Source organism: Streptomyces sp. NPDC047981, assembly GCF_040653315.1.
Classification (GTDB): Bacteria; Actinomycetota; Actinomycetes; order Streptomycetales; family Streptomycetaceae; genus Streptomyces.
In genome coordinates, this window is record NZ_JBEZNQ010000057.1 from 17,971 (window position 1) to 33,911 (window position 15,941).

13 protein-coding genes are annotated in these 15,941 nt (G+C 69.0%); 6 read left to right on the plus strand and 7 right to left on the minus strand.

The window, feature by feature from the left end:
• Positions 1–21: 21 nt before the first annotated feature.
• The 7 genes from gyrA to dnaA form a co-directional block, all read right to left on the minus strand.
• Positions 22–2,640, minus strand: coding sequence for a DNA gyrase subunit A (gyrA, locus tag AB0E14_RS28175; RefSeq protein WP_362423986.1), 2,619 nt, complete (start codon positions 2,638–2,640; stop codon positions 22–24).
• 41 nt (positions 2,641–2,681) lie between these two features.
• Complete coding sequence (gyrB, locus tag AB0E14_RS28180; protein ID WP_362423989.1) at positions 2,682–4,712, minus strand: DNA topoisomerase (ATP-hydrolyzing) subunit B; 2,031 nt, start codon at positions 4,710–4,712, stop codon at positions 2,682–2,684.
• Between the two features lie 609 nt (positions 4,713–5,321).
• Positions 5,322–5,879, minus strand: a complete 558-nt coding sequence (locus AB0E14_RS28185) for a DciA family protein (protein ID WP_362423992.1) — start codon at positions 5,877–5,879, stop codon at positions 5,322–5,324.
• 22 nt (positions 5,880–5,901) lie between these two features.
• A complete protein-coding gene (gene recF, locus AB0E14_RS28190) occupies positions 5,902–7,023 on the minus strand; it encodes a DNA replication/repair protein RecF (RefSeq protein WP_362423995.1) in 1,122 nt (373 codons plus the stop codon).
• 59 nt (positions 7,024–7,082) lie between these two features.
• A complete protein-coding gene (gene gnd / locus AB0E14_RS28195; RefSeq protein WP_362423998.1) occupies positions 7,083–7,961 on the minus strand; it encodes a phosphogluconate dehydrogenase (NAD(+)-dependent, decarboxylating) in 879 nt (292 codons plus the stop codon).
• Between the two features lie 131 nt (positions 7,962–8,092).
• On the minus strand, positions 8,093–9,223 hold the full coding sequence (gene dnaN, locus AB0E14_RS28200) for a DNA polymerase III subunit beta (RefSeq protein ID WP_318208253.1): 1,131 nt from the start codon (positions 9,221–9,223) through the stop codon (positions 8,093–8,095).
• Between the two features lie 933 nt (positions 9,224–10,156).
• A complete protein-coding gene (gene dnaA, locus AB0E14_RS28205) occupies positions 10,157–12,001 on the minus strand; it encodes a chromosomal replication initiator protein DnaA (RefSeq protein ID WP_362424001.1) in 1,845 nt (614 codons plus the stop codon).
• A 381-nt stretch (positions 12,002–12,382) separates the two neighbouring features.
• Here dnaA and rpmH point away from each other — a divergent pair, with 381 nt between their 5' ends.
• The 6 genes from rpmH to rsmG all read left to right on the plus strand — a co-directional run bounded on the left by rpmH (position 12,383) and on the right by rsmG (position 15,925).
• Positions 12,383–12,520: a 50S ribosomal protein L34 gene (gene rpmH, locus AB0E14_RS28210; protein WP_005482975.1), complete on the plus strand. Its 138-nt coding sequence runs from the start codon at positions 12,383–12,385 to the stop codon at positions 12,518–12,520.
• Positions 12,521–12,541: 21 nt separating this feature from the next.
• A complete protein-coding gene (gene rnpA, locus AB0E14_RS28215) occupies positions 12,542–12,913 on the plus strand; it encodes a ribonuclease P protein component (protein WP_362424005.1) in 372 nt (123 codons plus the stop codon).
• Positions 12,910–13,236 carry a membrane protein insertion efficiency factor YidD gene (yidD, locus tag AB0E14_RS28220; RefSeq protein ID WP_362424008.1) on the plus strand — a complete coding sequence of 109 codons (327 nt, stop codon included), beginning with the start codon at positions 12,910–12,912 and terminating at the stop codon, positions 13,234–13,236. Before rnpA ends, yidD begins: the two co-directional genes overlap by 4 nt.
• Positions 13,237–13,239: 3 nt before the next feature.
• Positions 13,240–14,565, plus strand: a complete 1,326-nt coding sequence (gene yidC / locus AB0E14_RS28225; protein ID WP_362424011.1) for a membrane protein insertase YidC — start codon at positions 13,240–13,242, stop codon at positions 14,563–14,565.
• A gap of 13 nt (positions 14,566–14,578) precedes the next feature.
• Positions 14,579–15,091 (plus strand): R3H domain-containing nucleic acid-binding protein, encoded by a 513-nt coding sequence (locus tag AB0E14_RS28230; RefSeq protein ID WP_362424014.1) that lies wholly within the window; start codon positions 14,579–14,581, stop codon positions 15,089–15,091.
• Positions 15,092–15,208: 117 nt separating this feature from the next.
• Entirely contained in the window at positions 15,209–15,925 is a 717-nt protein-coding gene (gene rsmG / locus AB0E14_RS28235; protein WP_362424018.1) for a 16S rRNA (guanine(527)-N(7))-methyltransferase RsmG, read from the plus strand.
• Positions 15,926–15,941 lie beyond the last annotated feature (16 nt).

The window sequence follows — 15,941 nt, forward strand, 5'->3', positions numbered from 1 at the left end:
GCCCGTGGCTCCACTCACGCTCTACTCCTCGTGCTCCCCGGCCGAGGACTCGTTGCCCTCGGCTGCCTCGGCCTCGGCCGCGGTCGCGGCCTCGACGCCTTCGCCGATCTCGGCCTCGGCGTCGGCCTCGTCGACCTCATCGGCCTCGCTGCCCGCCTCGGCGTTGCGCGCGATGCCGACGACGGCATCCCGCTTGCCCAGGTTGATCAGCTGGACGCCCATGGTGTCACGGCCGGTCTCCCTGACTTCGTTGACTCGCGTACGAATCACACCGCCGGAGAGCGTGATGGCGAGGATCTCGTCCGTCTCCTCGACCACCAGCGCGCCCACGAGCGAACCGCGGTCCTCCACGATCTTGGCGGCCTTGATACCGAGGCCACCGCGACCCTGGACGCGGTACTCGTCGACGTTGGTCCGCTTCGCGTACCCACCGTCGGTGGCGGTGAAGACGAACGTACCGGGCCGGACGACATTCATCGAGAGCAGTTCGTCGCCCTCGCGGAAACTCATTCCCTTGACGCCCGAGGTGGCGCGTCCCATCGGACGCAGCGCGTCGTCGGTCGCGGTGAACCGGATCGACTGCGCCTTCTTGCTGATGAGCAGCAGATCGTCCTCGGCCGACACCAGCTCGGCGCCGATCAGCTCGTCGTCGCTGCCGTCCTCCGCCTCGCGGAGGTTGATCGCGATGACACCGCCCGACCGCGGGGAGTCGTAGTCCTTCAGCGCGGTCTTCTTCACCAGACCGGCCTTCGTGGCGAGCACCAGGTACGGCGCGGCCTCGTAGTCGCGGATCGCGAGGATCTCGGCGATCTGCTCGTCCGGCTGGAAGGCCAGCAGGTTGGCGACGTGCTGACCGCGCGCGTCCCGGCCGGCGTCCGGCAGCTCGTACGCCTTCGCGCGGTAGACCCGGCCCTTGTTGGTGAAGAAGAGCAGCCAGTGGTGGGTGGTGGAGACGAAGAAGTGGTCGACGATGTCGTCCTGCTTCAGCTTCGTACCGCGCACGCCCTTGCCGCCGCGCTTCTGCGAGCGGTAGTCCTCGGTCTTCGTCCGCTTCACATAGCCGCCACGCGTGATGGTGACGACGATGTCCTCCTCGGCGATCAGGTCCTCGATGGACATGTCACCGTCGAAGGGCACCAGCTTGGAGCGGCGGTCGTCGCCGAACTTCTCGACGAGCAGCGCCAGCTCCTCGCTGACGATCTGCCGCTGCCGCTCCTCGGAGGCGAGGATCGCGTTGTATTCGTTGATCTTCGCCTGGAGCTCGTCGTGCTCGGCGACGATCTTCTGGCGCTCCAGGGCGGCGAGCCGGCGCAGCTGCATCTCGAGGATGGCGTTGGCCTGGATCTCGTCGATCTGCAGCAGGCCCATCAGGCCCTCGCGCGCGACCTCGACCGTGTCGCTGCGCCGGATGAGCGCGATGACCTCGTCGATCGCGTCCAGCGCCTTGAGCAGACCGCGCAGGATGTGGGCGCGCTCCTCCGCCTTGCGCAGCCGGAAGCGGGTCCGGCGCACGATGACCTCGATCTGGTGCGTCACCCAGTGGCGGATGAACGCGTCCAGCGAGAGCGTGCGCGGTACACCGTCGACGAGCGCCAGCATGTTCGCGCCGAAGTTCGTCTGCAGGTCGGTGTGCTTGTACAGGTTGTTGAGGACGACCTTGGCGACGGCGTCGCGCTTGAGCACGATGACGAGGCGCTGGCCGGTACGGGACGAGGTCTCGTCGCGGACGTCGGCGATGCCACCGACCTTGCCGTCCTTCACCAGGTCGGCGATCTTCTGCGCGAGGTTGTCCGGGTTCACCTGGTACGGAAGCTCCGTGACCACCAGGCACTGGCGGTTCTGGATCTCCTCGACCTCGACGACCGCGCGCATCGTGATGGAGCCACGACCGGTGCGGTACGCCTCCTCGATGCCCTTGCGGCCCACGACCAGCGCGCCGGTCGGGAAGTCCGGGCCCTTGATCCGCTCGATGAGCGCGTCGAGCAGCTCCTCGTGGCTGGCGTCGGGGTGCTCCAGCGCCCACTGGGCACCGGACGCGACCTCGCGCAGGTTGTGCGGCGGGATGTTGGTCGCCATGCCGACCGCGATACCGGCGGAGCCGTTGACCAGCAGGTTCGGGAAGCGCGCCGGCAGGACCGTCGGCTCCTGGTTGCGGCCGTCGTAGTTGTCCTGGAAGTCGACGGTCTCCTCGTCGATGTCCCGGAGCATCTCCATGGCCAGCGGCATCATCTTGCACTCGGTGTACCGCATGGCGGCGGCCGGGTCGTTGCCCGGGGAACCGAAGTTGCCGTTGGAGTCCACCAGCGGGAGCCGCATCGACCAGGGCTGGGCGAGGCGGACGAGCGCGTCGTAGATGGAGGAGTCGCCGTGCGGGTGGTACGTACCCATGACGTCGCCGACCACGCGGGCGCACTTGTAGAAGCCCTTCTCGGGCCGGTAGCCGCCGTCGTACATCGCGTACAGCACGCGACGGTGGACGGGCTTGAGGCCGTCACGGACGTCGGGCAGCGCACGCGACACGATGACGGACATCGCGTAGTCGAGGTACGAGCGCTGCATCTCGGTCTCGAGCCCGACGGGCTCGATCCGCAGCACCGGCTCTTCTTCTTCGGTGGTCACAGGGGGGTTCTCGTCGGCCATTGCTGGTCGTCAGTCCTTTCGTACGGTCAGCTGAGACCGACTCAGATGTCGAGGAAGCGAACGTCCTTGGCGTTGCGCTGGATAAAGGAGCGCCGGGCCTCGACGTCCTCACCCATCAGCACCGAGAACAGGTCGTCCGCCTGGGCGGCGTCGTCCAGGGTCACCTGGCCGAGGACACGGTGGTCCACGTCCATCGTGGTGACGCGCAGCTCCTCGGCGTTCATCTCGCCCAGACCCTTGAAGCGCTGGATCGAGTCTTCCCTGATCCGCTTGCCGTTCTGCTTGCCCAGCTCGACCAGGGCGTCCCGCTCGCGGTCCGAGTACGCGTACTCGAAGTCGTCCCGGCCCCACTTGATCTTGTAGAGCGGCGGGCGGGAGAGGTAGACGTGACCGGCCTCGACCAGCGGGCGCATGAAGCGGAAGAGGAAGGTCAGCAGCAGGGTGTTGATGTGCTGGCCGTCGACGTCGGCGTCCGCCATCAGAATGATCTTGTGATAGCGGAGCTTCTCGATGTCGAAGTCCTCGTGGACTCCGGTGCCGAAGGCCGAGATCAGCGCCTGGACCTCGGTGTTCTGCAGGATCTTGTCGACCCGGGCCTTCTCGACGTTCAGGATCTTGCCGCGGATCGGCAGGATGGCCTGGTACATCGGGTTGCGGCCGGACTTGGCCGAACCGCCGGCGGAGTCACCCTCGACGATGAAGATCTCGCACTTGGTGGGATCGTTCGACTGGCAGTCGCTCAGCTTGCCCGGGAGGGACGCCGACTCCAGGAGACCCTTGCGGCGGGTCAGGTCGCGCGCCTTGCGGGCCGCCACGCGCGCGGTGGCCGCCTGGATCGACTTGCGGATGATGTCCGCGGCCTCGTTGGGGTTGCGGTCGAACCAGTCCGTGAGGTGCTCGTGGACGACCTTCTGCACGAAGGTCTTCGCCTCCGTGTTGCCCAGCTTGGTCTTCGTCTGACCCTCGAACTGGGGCTCGCCGAGCTTGACCGAGATGATCGCCGTCAGACCCTCGCGGATGTCCTCACCCGTGAGGTTGTCGTCCTTCTCGCGCAGCAGCTTCTTGTCGCGCGCGTAGCGGTTCACCAGACCCGTCAGCGCGGCGCGGAAGCCCTCCTCGTGCGTACCGCCCTCATGCGTGTGGATCGTGTTGGCGAAGGAGTACACACCCTCGCTGTACTGCGAGTTCCACTGCATCGCGATCTCGACCGAGAGCGTGCGCTCCTTGTCCTCGGCCTCGACGTCGATGACGGTCGGGTGGATCAGCTCGCCCTTGCGCGAGTTGAGGTACTTCACGAAGTCGACGATGCCGCCCTCGTAGTGGTACCGCACGGTGCGCGCGGTCGGCTCGGCCGCCGCCTCCGCGTCCGGGTCGTCGGCGCCGACCGTGGCCTTGGCGGACTCGCGCTCGTCGGTGAGCGAGATGGTCAGGCCCTTGTTGAGGAAGGCCATCTCCTGGAAGCGGCGCGAGAGCGTCTCGAAGGAGTACTCGACGGTCTCGAAGATGTCCGGGTCGGACCAGAACGTGACCGAGGTACCGGTCTCGTCGGTCTCCTCGTGCTGTGCGAGCGGGGCGGTCGGGGCGCCCAGCTTGTAGTCCTGGGTCCAGCGGTGCCCGTCGGTCTTGATCTCCACGGAGACCTTGGTCGACAGGGCGTTGACGACGGAGACACCGACACCGTGCAGACCGCCGGAGACCGCGTAGCCGCCGCCGCCGAACTTGCCGCCCGCGTGGAGGACCGTCAGCACGACCTCGACGGCCGGCTTGCCCTCGGACTCGACGATGCCGACGGGGATGCCGCGGCCGTTGTCGACGACGCGCACGCCGCCGTCGGCCAGGATCGTCACGTCGATGGTGTCCGCGTGACCCGCCAGGGCCTCGTCGACGGAGTTGTCGACGACCTCCTGCACCATGTGGTGCAGGCCGCGCTCACCGGTCGAGCCGATGTACATACCGGGGCGCTTGCGCACCGCATCCAGGCCCTCGAGGACCTGGATGTTGCTGGCGGTGTACTGGTTGTTCTCGTTGGGGTTGCCGGAATCGGCCACGAAGCGCCCTTTCTGGCACAGCACAGGCCGTTCTCCGGGCATACGGGAGCGGCTGCGTCGTTCGACTTGTTCCGCAGGGTGGCGGGATTGTCCACCAGTCTACCGGTAGCGCCGACATGAATGGGGGTTTGCCGGTACCTGAGTCCGCATGTGCCGCCCTGCGCGGGAGCGAGACGACTCCCCATATCCGGGGAGGGGCTCCAAAGGGCTCTGACGGCCACCCAGCGCTTCGGGCGGTGACCCTTCGCGGTGGACGGCGACTCGGCCTCGCGCCCATGCCGTTCCGGGGACGCCCCACCCGCGCTGTGGGCGATGTCCCGCCGCCGTGGGCGGTCGTTTCCGGCGCCTCTCCGCGGGCGGTTCCCCGCCGCTGTGAGCAGTCGTTCCGCTGGGGCTGGGGGTCCCCCCGGACGAAGTCTGGGGGAGGGTGGGCACAGCGGAACGACGCCCTTGCGGGCGCGCTCCGCACCGGTCCCTGCCCGCACCACGGCGGCCCGCACGTCACAGGGCCCGCACGTCACAGGGCCCGCAGCTCGAGGGCCCCGCACCACGGGGGCCCGCACTGCACGCGGCGACCCGCACCGCACACGGGCGCCCGCACCCTTGGGCCGGGGCCCGAACCCGCCCGGCGCCCTAGCCGTACGTGTCCCCCGGCCCCACGGACCCCGGCGCCCGCAGCGGCCCGTACCCCCGCCGCGGCCCGGATCCCGGCCCCAGGACCTTGATCACCCGTACCGTCCCGTGCCCCAGGTCCTCGTTCAGCCGCGCCACCAGCCTCGGCGCGAGCAGGCGCAGCTGCGTCGCCCAGGCCGTCGAGTCGCACTGGACGGTCAGCACCCGCTCCTCGGGGTCGTCGTCGTACCGCAGCGGCACGCAGTGCTTCGCCAGGTCCTCGCCGACGATCTGCGGCCAGCGCCCCATGACACCGCCCACCGCGGCCGGCGTCTCCCAGCCGCGCTCGGTGATCAGCCGGTTGATCGCGGCGCCCAGGCCGACCGGATCCCGCCCGTCGGCGTGCGCGCCCGAGCGCAGTCCGCCGCCGCGCCGCGCCTGCTTCTTCTGCTGGGCCGCCGCGCCCCGCGCCTTCGCCTGTTCCTTGGCGGCGCGCAGCGCGACCCGCGCGAGGTCCACACCCGAGGGCTCGGGGGCCTTGGGGTCCTGACCGCCCTGCGGATTCTGGTTCTCGCTCACGCGCTCACACCCGTCACAGCTCTCACAGCCTCTCCACCGAACCCCCCGCGACCCCGTATCGAACCCCCGCGAGCACCCCCGGCACGTCGTCGTCCACCGCGGCCGTCACCAGTACCTGCTCGCCCGGGGCCACCAGCTCGGCCAGGCGCTCCCGGCGCCGGGCGTCCAGCTCGGCGAAGACGTCGTCGAGGACGAGGACCGGCTCGTTGCCCTCCGCCCGAAGGAGGTCGTACGAGGCGAGCCGCAGCGCCAGCGCGTACGACCAGGACTCCCCGTGGCTCGCGTACCCCTTGGCGGGCAGGTCGCCCAGCTTGAGCAGCAGCTCGTCCCGGTGCGGCCCGACCAGCGTCACCCCACGCTCGATCTCCTGCTTGCGCACCTCCGCGAGCGCGGCGATCAGCTGCTCGTAGAGCTCCTCGCGGGTGTGCCCGGGACCCGGCGCGGACGGCCGGTACTCCAGCAGAATCGGCCCGCCGCCCGGTGCCAGCTGCTCGTACGCCTTGTCGGCGAGCGGCTGCAGGACACCGATCAGATCCAGCCGCTGGGCGAGCAGCTCGGCGCCCGCCCGCGCCAGATGCTGGTCCCAGACGTCGAGCGTCGACAGGTCCATGCCACGCCCGCCGTGCCGTCGTGCCATGGCCGCCGACTTCAGCAGGGTGTTGCGCTGTTTGAGGACCCGGTCGTAGTCGGAGCGCACGCCCGCCATGCGCGGCGTGCGCGCCGTGATCAGCTCGTCGAGGAAGCGCCGGCGCTCGCCGGGGTCGCCCTTCACCAGGGCCAGGTCCTCCGGCGCGAACAGCACGGTCCGGACGATCCCCAGCACATCACGGGGCCTGACCTGCGAGGACCTGTTGATACGGGCGCGGTTGGCGCGTCCCGGGTTCAGTTCGAGCTCGACCAGCTGGGAGCGCTCGCCCTGGGTGACGGCGGCGCGGATGATCGCCCGGTCCGCCCCCATCCGTACGAGCGGCGCGTCCGAGGCGACGCGGTGGCTGCCGAGGGTGGCGAGATAGCCGACGGCCTCGACCAGATTGGTCTTGCCCTGTCCGTTGGCGCCCACGAAAGCGGTGACGCCCGGGTCGAGCGGGACCTCGACCCGGGCGTAGGAGCGGAAGTCGGCCAGCGACAGATGCGTGACGTGCATGGTGGGCGCCGACCTTCTTCCCCCGGCGGCTGTGCACCGCGGGGTGCACAGCCTGTGGATTACTTCTTCGTCTCGACCGCGTGGCCACCAAACTGGTTGCGCAGCGCGGCGATCATCTTCATCTGCGGGGAGTCGTCCTGACGCGAGGCGAACCGCGCGAAAAGCGACGCGGTGATCGCCGGCAGCGGCACGGCGTTGTCGATGGCGGCCTCGACCGTCCACCGGCCCTCGCCGGAGTCCGACGCGTAGCCGCGCAGCTTGTCCAGGTGCTCGTCCTCGTCGAGGGCGTTGACCGCCAGGTCCAGCAGCCAGGAACGGATGACCGTGCCCTCCTGCCAGGAGCGGAAGACCTCGCGCACGTCGGTGACGGAGTCGACCTTCTCCAGCAGCTCCCAGCCCTCGGCGTACGCCTGCATCATCGCGTACTCGATGCCGTTGTGGACCATCTTCGCGAAGTGGCCGGCGCCGACCTTGCCCGCGTGGACCGAGCCGAACTCGCCCTCGGGCTTCAGGGCGTCGAAGATCGGCTGGACGCGCGCGACGTGCTCGGCGTCGCCGCCGTACATGAGCGCGTAGCCGTTCTCCAGGCCCCACACACCGCCGGAGACGCCGCAGTCGACGAACCCGATGCCCTTGGCGGCGAGCTCCTCGGCGTGCTTCTCGTCGTCGGTCCAGCGGGAGTTTCCGCCGTCGACGACGATGTCGCCCGGGGAGAGCAGGTTCGCCAGCTCGTCGACGGTGGACTGGGTCGCGGCACCGGCCGGGACCATGACCCACACGACGCGCGGACCCTTCAGCTTGCCCACAAGCTCTTCCAGGCTGTGGACATCGGCGAGGTCCGGATTGCGGTCGTATCCGATGACGGTGTGACCTGCGCGGCGGATGCGCTCACGCATGTTGCCGCCCATCTTGCCGAGACCGACGAGACCGAGCTCCATCAGAGATTCCTTAAGCGTCGTGTGCGGTTTACCCGGGTCCGAGCCTACGCCCGGACCCGGGTGCACACCTGTGGGGTCAGCCGCTCAGTCGACAGCCGCCCCGAAGGGTCATCCGGAGAGCCGTACCGGCGTCAGCCGCTGAGTCGCACCGGCATGATCAGGTACTTGTACGCCTCGTCCGCCTCCGCGTCCACGGCCGGCTTGCCGCTCAGCAGCGCGGGCTTGGTGGAGGTGGTGAAGGAGAGCTGGGCGACCGGGGAGTCGATCGCGCTCAGACCGTCCAGGAGGAAGGTCGGGTTGAAGGCGATCGAGATGTCGTCGCCGTCCAGCTGCGCGTCCACACGCTCCACAGCCTGTGCGTCGTCGCTGGAGCCGGCCTCCAGGATCAGGACGCCCTGCTCGAAGCTGAGCCGGACCGGGGTGTTGCGCTCGGCCACCAGGGCCACACGCTTGACGGCCTCGACGAACGGGGCGGTCTCGATCACCGCGACCGAGTTGAACTCGGTGGGGAACAGCGTCCGGTACTTCGGCAGGTCGCCTTCGAGGAGCCGGGTGGTGGTGCGGCGGCCGGCGCCCTCGAAGCCGATGAGGCCCTCGCCCTTGCCGGAGCCCGAGAGCGCGAGCGTGACGGTGTCGCCGCTGGTGAGCGCCTTCGCGGTGTCCAGCAGGGTCTTCGCGGGCACCAGGGCGACCGCGGAGGCGTCGGGGGACTCCGGCTTCCACAGGAACTCGCGGACCGCGAAGCGGTAGCGGTCGGTGGAGGCCAGGGTGACCGTGTCGCCCTCGATCTCGATGCGCACACCGGTGAGCACGGGCAGCGTGTCGTCGCGGCCGGCGGCGATGGCCACCTGCGCGGCGGCGGAGGCGAAGACCTCGCCGGGCACGGTGCCGGTGGCGGTGGGCATCTCCGGCAGGGCCGGGTACTCCTCCACAGGCAGGGTGTGGAGGGTGAAGCGGGAGGAGCCGCAGACCACGGTCGCCCGTACACCGTCTGTGGAGATCTCGACGGGGCGGTTGGGGAGAGCGCGGCAGATGTCGGCGAGCAGCCGGCCGGAGACCAGGACGGTGCCGTCCTCCTCGACCTCCGCCTCGACGGAGACCCGGGCCGAGACCTCGTAGTCGAAGCTGGAGAAGCTCAGCGCGCCGTCCTCGGCCTTCAGCAGAAGGCCCGCGAGTACGGGCGCCGGCGGACGGGCCGGGAGGCTGCGGGCCACCCAGGCCACCGCCTCCGCGAGTACATCGCGCTCCACCCGGATCTTCACCGGAACCGCCTCCTGCTGTTGCTGGCTCTTCGTCGACTGCGGCACCCAGTCTGACGTACGCCGCCGACACTCGGTGCGGCTCGGGGTCAAGTCGCGACAAGAGCTCGATGAGGCTCCGGCGCCGAGTTGTGCACAGGACCCACTTCGAAGCGAATTCCGGGCTAACTCTATGTGGGAGTAGTAGTAGGGCCTGTGGAAACCGTGGAAAACGTCGTTTTCCCAGGTCAGCAGCTGTTTTTTGTCCACTGCCCCTGTGGGTGGAGCCGGTGGACAACCGGGGTGTTCTGTGGACACCCGAAAGTTCTGCACACCCGGTACACAGGCCATGGGGACTTCTCCCCAGCGCTGTCCCCAGCTTTACCCACGTTCCCCACAGCCCAACCGTCCTCCTTGGTGTGACGGCTTTCACTCGACGCGGTGACGCCGGGCGTTTCGTTGCCGAACAGTGGACAGCGGTGTGGAGAACCTGTGGGCAACGGACCCGCCCCTGTGGGTTGCCAGTGGACAACCGCCGCGAGGCCCTGTGGACGAAAAAATCATCCACAAGCTGTGGATCAAGGTTGCCAACAAATCCACACCCCTCTGACCTGGGCTGTTGCCCTGGCGACTGAGGCGCCTGTGGATGCGATCCGGATAACTCCTGAGTCCCCACCCTGTGGACGGAAGATCATCCCGCAATCTGTGGAGAACGCGCCACCACCTCGACGGAATCGAACAGCACGGCTGCGCACAGCCGTGTGGACAACCCTCCGAGCCGCCGCGGGAGCCCGCGCAGAGCCCTGCCGGAGCCCCGGAAGAGGTCTCGGGCGGCGTCGAGGAGTGTCCCCGGAGTCGTGGTGAGGAGCGTCCCCGGCCCCTCGCCGAGCGCAGACGCCGAAGGGCGCCCCGGAAGCGTTCCCGGGGCGCCCTTCGACGAGGTGCGGAGCGGCTCTCTCAGCCGTTCTTGATGCGGTTGGTGAGCTCGGTGACCTGGTTGTAGATGGAGCGGCGCTCCGCCATCAGCGCGCGGATCTTCCGGTCCGCGTGCATCACGGTCGTGTGGTCGCGGCCGCCGAACTGCGCGCCGATCTTCGGCAGGGACAGATCGGTCAGCTCGCGGCACAGGTACATGGCGATCTGCCGGGCCGTCACCAGGACGCGGCTGCGCGAGGATCCGCACAGGTCCTCGACCGTGAGCCCGAAGTAGTCGGCGGTCGCCGCCATGATGGCGCCGGCCGTGATCTCGGGCGCCGAGTCCTCGCCGCCGGGGATCAGGTCCTTGAGGACGATCTCGGTGAGACCGAGGTCCACCGGCTGCCGGTTGAGGCTCGCGAAGGCCGTCACCCGGATCAGCGCGCCCTCCAGCTCACGGATGTTCCGCGAGATCCGGGAGGCGATGAACTCCAGTACCTCCGGCGGGGCGTTGAGCTGCTCCTGCACCGCCTTCTTCCGGAGGATCGCGATCCGCGTCTCCAGCTCGGGCGGCTGCACATCGGTGGTCAGGCCCCACTCGAAGCGGTTGCGGAGCCGGTCCTCCAGGGTCATCAGCTGCTTGGGCGGCCTGTCGGAGGAGAGCACGATCTGCTTGTTCGCGTTGTGGAGCGTGTTGAAGGTGTGGAAGAACTCCTCCTGCGTCGACTCCTTGCTCGCGAGGAACTGGATGTCGTCGACGAGCAGGATGTCCACGTCGCGGTAGCGCTTGCGGAAGGTGTCGCCCTTGCCGTCGCGGATCGAGTTGATGAACTCGTTGGTGAACTCCTCCGAGCTCACGTACCGCACGCGTGTGCCGGGGTAGAGGCTCCGCGCGTAGTGCCCGATGGCGTGCAGCAGGTGCGTCTTGCCGAGGCCCGACTCCCCGTAGATGAAGAGCGGGTTGTAGGCCTTCGCCGGCGCCTCGGCCACCGCGACCGCGGCGGCGTGCGCGAAGCGGTTCGAGGAACCGATGACGAAGGTGTCGAAGAGGTACTTCGGGTTCAGTCGCGCGTGCTGCTCGCCGGGCGCGCCCGAGCCGGCACCCGTGCCCGAGGCCGAGCCGGTGCCGCCGCCGGTGTGCCCCAGGACCGGACCGCCATGTCCGCCGACACCACCGGGGCCACCCGGGCCGCCGGGCACGGGGCCGGAACCAGGACCGCCGGGGCCTCCCGGGCGGGGGCCGTGGCCGGGCCGCGGTGTGTCGGGCAGCTCCGCCCGCTCGGGACGCTGCGGCTGGTCGTAGGCGGACGGTCGCTCGTCGTAGCGGGGCTGCTGCGGCTGCTGCGGGCGAGGGCCGGTGTACGGGTCGCGCTCCTGGTAGCCCCCGAGGCGCGGCTGCTGCCAGGAGAGGTCGTCCTGGGTGCGCGGCCAGGCGCCCGGGTCGGGGCGCTGCTGCTGGTAGTCCGGGTAGGCCGGGCGCGCGGTGGGCAGCCCGTCGTCCGGCATCGGCCGGTGCCCGTAGCCGTCGTACTTGTCGTACGCGTCCGTAGGCGGCCGCTCGTCGTAGCGCGGCGGCTGCTGCTGGATCGGGGGCGCCGGCGGGGTCGGCTCGCCGACCGAGTCGTCGACGGTGATCGCGATCCGGATCGGGCGGCCGCACTCATGGCTGAGCGTCTCGCTGATGAGCGGCGCCAGCCGCCCCTCGAGGACTCGCTTGCCCCATTCGTTGGGGACGGCGAGAAGTGCGGTGTCGGCCACCAGTGCGAGAGGCTGGCAGCGCTCGATCCACTGCTTGTCCTTGGGCTCGATGCCCTGCTGGCCTTCGCCGAGGAGTTGCTCGAGCACGCGCGGCCACACTGCGGCAAGATCGGCAGGTACGTCAGCCACAGGGCACGCTTCCTCGCAGGTCCCACGAATGTGTGGTTCTCGGGACGGTTGGTCGAAGTCCATCAGGACAGGTAAGGACAAGACGGAAAAAGATTTAGGAGTCCAGCCACGGTAGTCGTGGCGGCTGACCTCGTTCAAGTTGTTGTCCACAGCCTGTGCACAATGGACCCCGGTGATCGGTCGGTTTGACCGGATGGCGTAGCCGCGCGTACCGTAACCAGGTCGAGTTGTCGATGGCTGCTGCCGCCTGCCTCCGATGGGCAAAGATCACGGTCAGTGATCGTGAAGCGGTGCACTCGGGCGTATTGCGAGCTACTCGTGGGCGCACGGTGACAGCCAGGCGATGTCCCGCCATCTACGAATCATTTCTGGAGCCCCCGAGTGAGCAAGCGCACCTTCCAGCCGAACAACCGTCGTCGCGCCAAGACCCACGGCTTCCGCCTGCGGATGCGTACGCGCGCCGGTCGCGCCATCCTGGCGAACCGCCGTTCCAAGGGTCGCGCGAGCCTGTCCGCCTGATCTGCTTTAACAGGTCATGACGTGCTGCCTACCGAGAATCGGCTGAGGCGGCGCGAGGACTTCGCAACCGCGGTACGTCGAGGACGCAGGGCCGGTCGCCCACTCCTCGTCGTCCACCTACGCAGCGGTGTAACGGACCCGCACGCGCCTGGGGAGAGCGCTTCCCAGACGCGTGCGGGTTTCGTCGTGAGCAAGGCCGTCGGCGGTGCGGTGGTACGCAACCAGGTGAAGCGACGCCTGCGCCATCTCGTCCGCGAACGACTGTCCGAGCTGCCCCCCGGTAGCCTGGTGGTCGTACGGGCGTTGCCCGGAGCCGGTGACGCCGATCACGCACAGCTGGCCCGAGACCTCGACGCCGCGCTTCAGCGGCTCCTGGGAGGGGGCGCGCGATGAAGTACCCGCTGCTGGCTCTCATCAAGCTGTACCAGTGGACGATCAGCCCGCTCCTCGGGCCCGTCTGCCGGTACTACCCGTCGTGTTCCCACTATGGATTCACGGCCATCGACCGGCATGGCGCGATCAAGGGCACAGCCCTGACCGCCTGGCGCATTCTGCGGTGCAACCCGTGGTCGCCCGGCGGCGTGGACCACGTACCCCCGCGCAAGCGTCCCCGCTGTCACGAACTGCTGCGGAACGCACTGCGTGGCGACAAGGGCGGGTCCCCCGCCGAGACGAGCCCGGCCGCAGAGACCCCGCCCAATGCTCAAGGAGCCTGATTAGTGGACACGATTGCCAATTTCTTCAGCTTCATCACCACACCTGTCTCATGGGTGATCGTCCAGTTCCACAAGCTGTACGGGGCGATCTTCGGCCCTGACACGGGCTGGGCCTGGGGCCTGTCGATCGTGTCCCTCGTGGTGCTGATCCGTATCTGTCTGATCCCGCTCTTCGTGAAGCAGATCAAGTCGACGCGGAACATGCAGGCGCTCCAGCCGAAGATGAAGGCGATCCAGGAGCGCTACAAGAGCGACAAGCAGCGTCAGTCCGAAGAGATGATGAAGCTGTACAAGGAGACGGGCACCAACCCGCTCTCCTCGTGCCTTCCCATCCTGGCGCAGTCCCCGTTCTTCTTCGCCCTGTACTCGGTGCTCTCCCACATCGCCGAGGGCAAGACGATCGGTGTCATCAACCAGGAGCTGCTGGACAGCGCCCGTCAGGCCCACATCTTCGGTGCCCCGCTCGCGTCCACGTTCACGGACAGCGCCGCCGAGGTCGCCGCTCTCGACGCCTCGCTGACCTCGGTCCGCATCGTCACCGCGGTCATGATCATTCTGATGTCGGCCTCGCAGTTCTACACGCAGCGCCAGCTGATGATGAAGAACGTCGACCTCTCGGTGAAGACGCCGTACATGCAGCAGCAGAAGATGCTCATGTACATCTTCCCGGTCATCTTCGCCGTCATGGGCATCAACTTCCCCGTCGGTGTCCTCGTCTACTGGCTGACCACCAACGTGTGGACCATGGGCCAGCAGATGTACGTGATCAACCAGAACCCCACCCCGGGCAGCAAGGCCCAGGACGCCTACCTGCAGCGCCTGCTGAAGAGCGTCGGGTCGCACGGTGAGGTGCGCGGTCGTCGCCGCAAGGGCGTCGTCAAGGCCATCGTGGCCAAGGGCTCGGACCGCAACGAGAACGAGCGCCGCTTCTTCTCCGGTCTGGCCAAGGCCGGCTTCGCCGCCCAGGCCGACGGCACCGTGATCAAGAGCGACACCGTCGCCGCCGAGGTGGAGAGCGGTACCGCCGCCAAGCGCCAGCAGCCCAAGCGTCAGACCAAGGCGAAGCGCCAGGCCGCCGCCCAGCACTCCACGGCGAAGAGCGCCGAGGACGCCGCTGAGTCCGAGGCCGCGGACGAGAAGTCCACTCCCTCGCTGGAGAAGAAGCCGCAGGACGCGGCCAAGGACGAGCCCCAGGACGTGGCCAAGGAGTCGGGACAGGGCGACAAGCCCGCGCGCCCGAGCCGGGCCAACTCCGGGGGGTCCCGTCAGGCAAAGTCCGGTCAGCGCAAGGGCCAGCAGCGCCCGAAGCACCCGTCGTCCAAGAAGTAGAAGGAGTCCATCCGTGACGGAAGGCACCACCTCCGCCGCCGCCGAGGGTGGCGACACCCTGACCCGCCTGGAGCAGGAGGGTGAGATCGCGGCCGACTACCTCGAAGGCCTGCTCGACATCGCCGACCTGGACGGCGACATCGACATGGACGTCGAGGCGGACCGGGCAGCGGTCTCGATCATCAGTGACTCGAGCAGCCGCGAACTGCAGAAGCTCGTCGGCCGCGACGGCGAGGTGCTGGAGGCGCTCCAGGAGCTGACCCGGCTGGCCGTGCACCGGGAGACCGGCGACCGCAGCCGCCTGATGCTCGACATCGCCGGGTTCCGCGCCAAGAAGCGCGCAGAACTCGCCGAGATCGGCGCGAAGGCCGCGTCCGAGGTGAAGTCGACCGGGGCCCCGGTCAAGCTGGACCCGATGACGCCGTTCGAGCGCAAGGTCGTGCACGACGCGGTTGCCGCCGCCGGTCTGCGCAGCGAGTCCGAGGGCGAGGAGCCGCAGCGCTTCGTCGTCGTACTCCCTGCCTGATCCCTCTCGCAGTGTCGGCCCCGTCTGCTCGCCAGGCGGGGCCGATCTTGTCAGCCTGATAGTTCAGCCACCACAGTGCGCGCGCACCCATCGGTGCGGTGCGGAAGGACGGTTCCCGTGACGGAGGCAGCGGAGCTCCCCCCTGCGCCCGAACAGGCGCGGACGGTATTCGGTGAGTACTTCCCGGAGGCTGTCCGGTACGCGGAGCTCCTCGCGGACGCCGGCGTCAAGCGCGGGCTGATCGGCCCTCGTGAGGTGCCCCGGCTGTGGGAGCGGCACCTGCTGAACTGCGCGGTGCTCTCCGAGGTGGTGCCCGAGGGCGTCACCGTGTGCGATGTCGGCTCGGGCGCCGGACTGCCGGGTATCCCCCTCGCCCTGGTGCGCCCGGATCTGAAGATCACGCTCCTGGAGCCGCTGCTCCGCCGCACGAACTTCCTCCAGGAAGTCGTGGAGCTGCTTGGCCTTGACCATGTGACCGTCGTCCGGGGTCGCGCCGAGGAGATGCTGGGCAAGCTCCCCCCGGTGCATGTCGTGACGGCGCGCGCCGTGGCGCCCCTGGACCGGCTTGCCGGCTGGGGTGTTCCCCTGCTCCGCCCCTATGGGGAGATGCTGGCCCTCAAGGGCGACACGGCCGAGGAGGAGATCGACGGCGCCCGCGCCGCGCTCTCCAAGCTCGGTGTGGTGGGCACCTCGGTGCTCCAGGTCGGCGAGGGCGTCGTGGACCCGCTGTCGACCGTCGTACGGGTGGAGGTCGGCGAGAGCCCGGGTGGTGTGAGGTTCGCCGCAAAGCGCGCCAAGGCCGCCCGCCCGAGCAGGGCCCATCGTCGCCGCTGAGGCCGCCGCCGAGGCG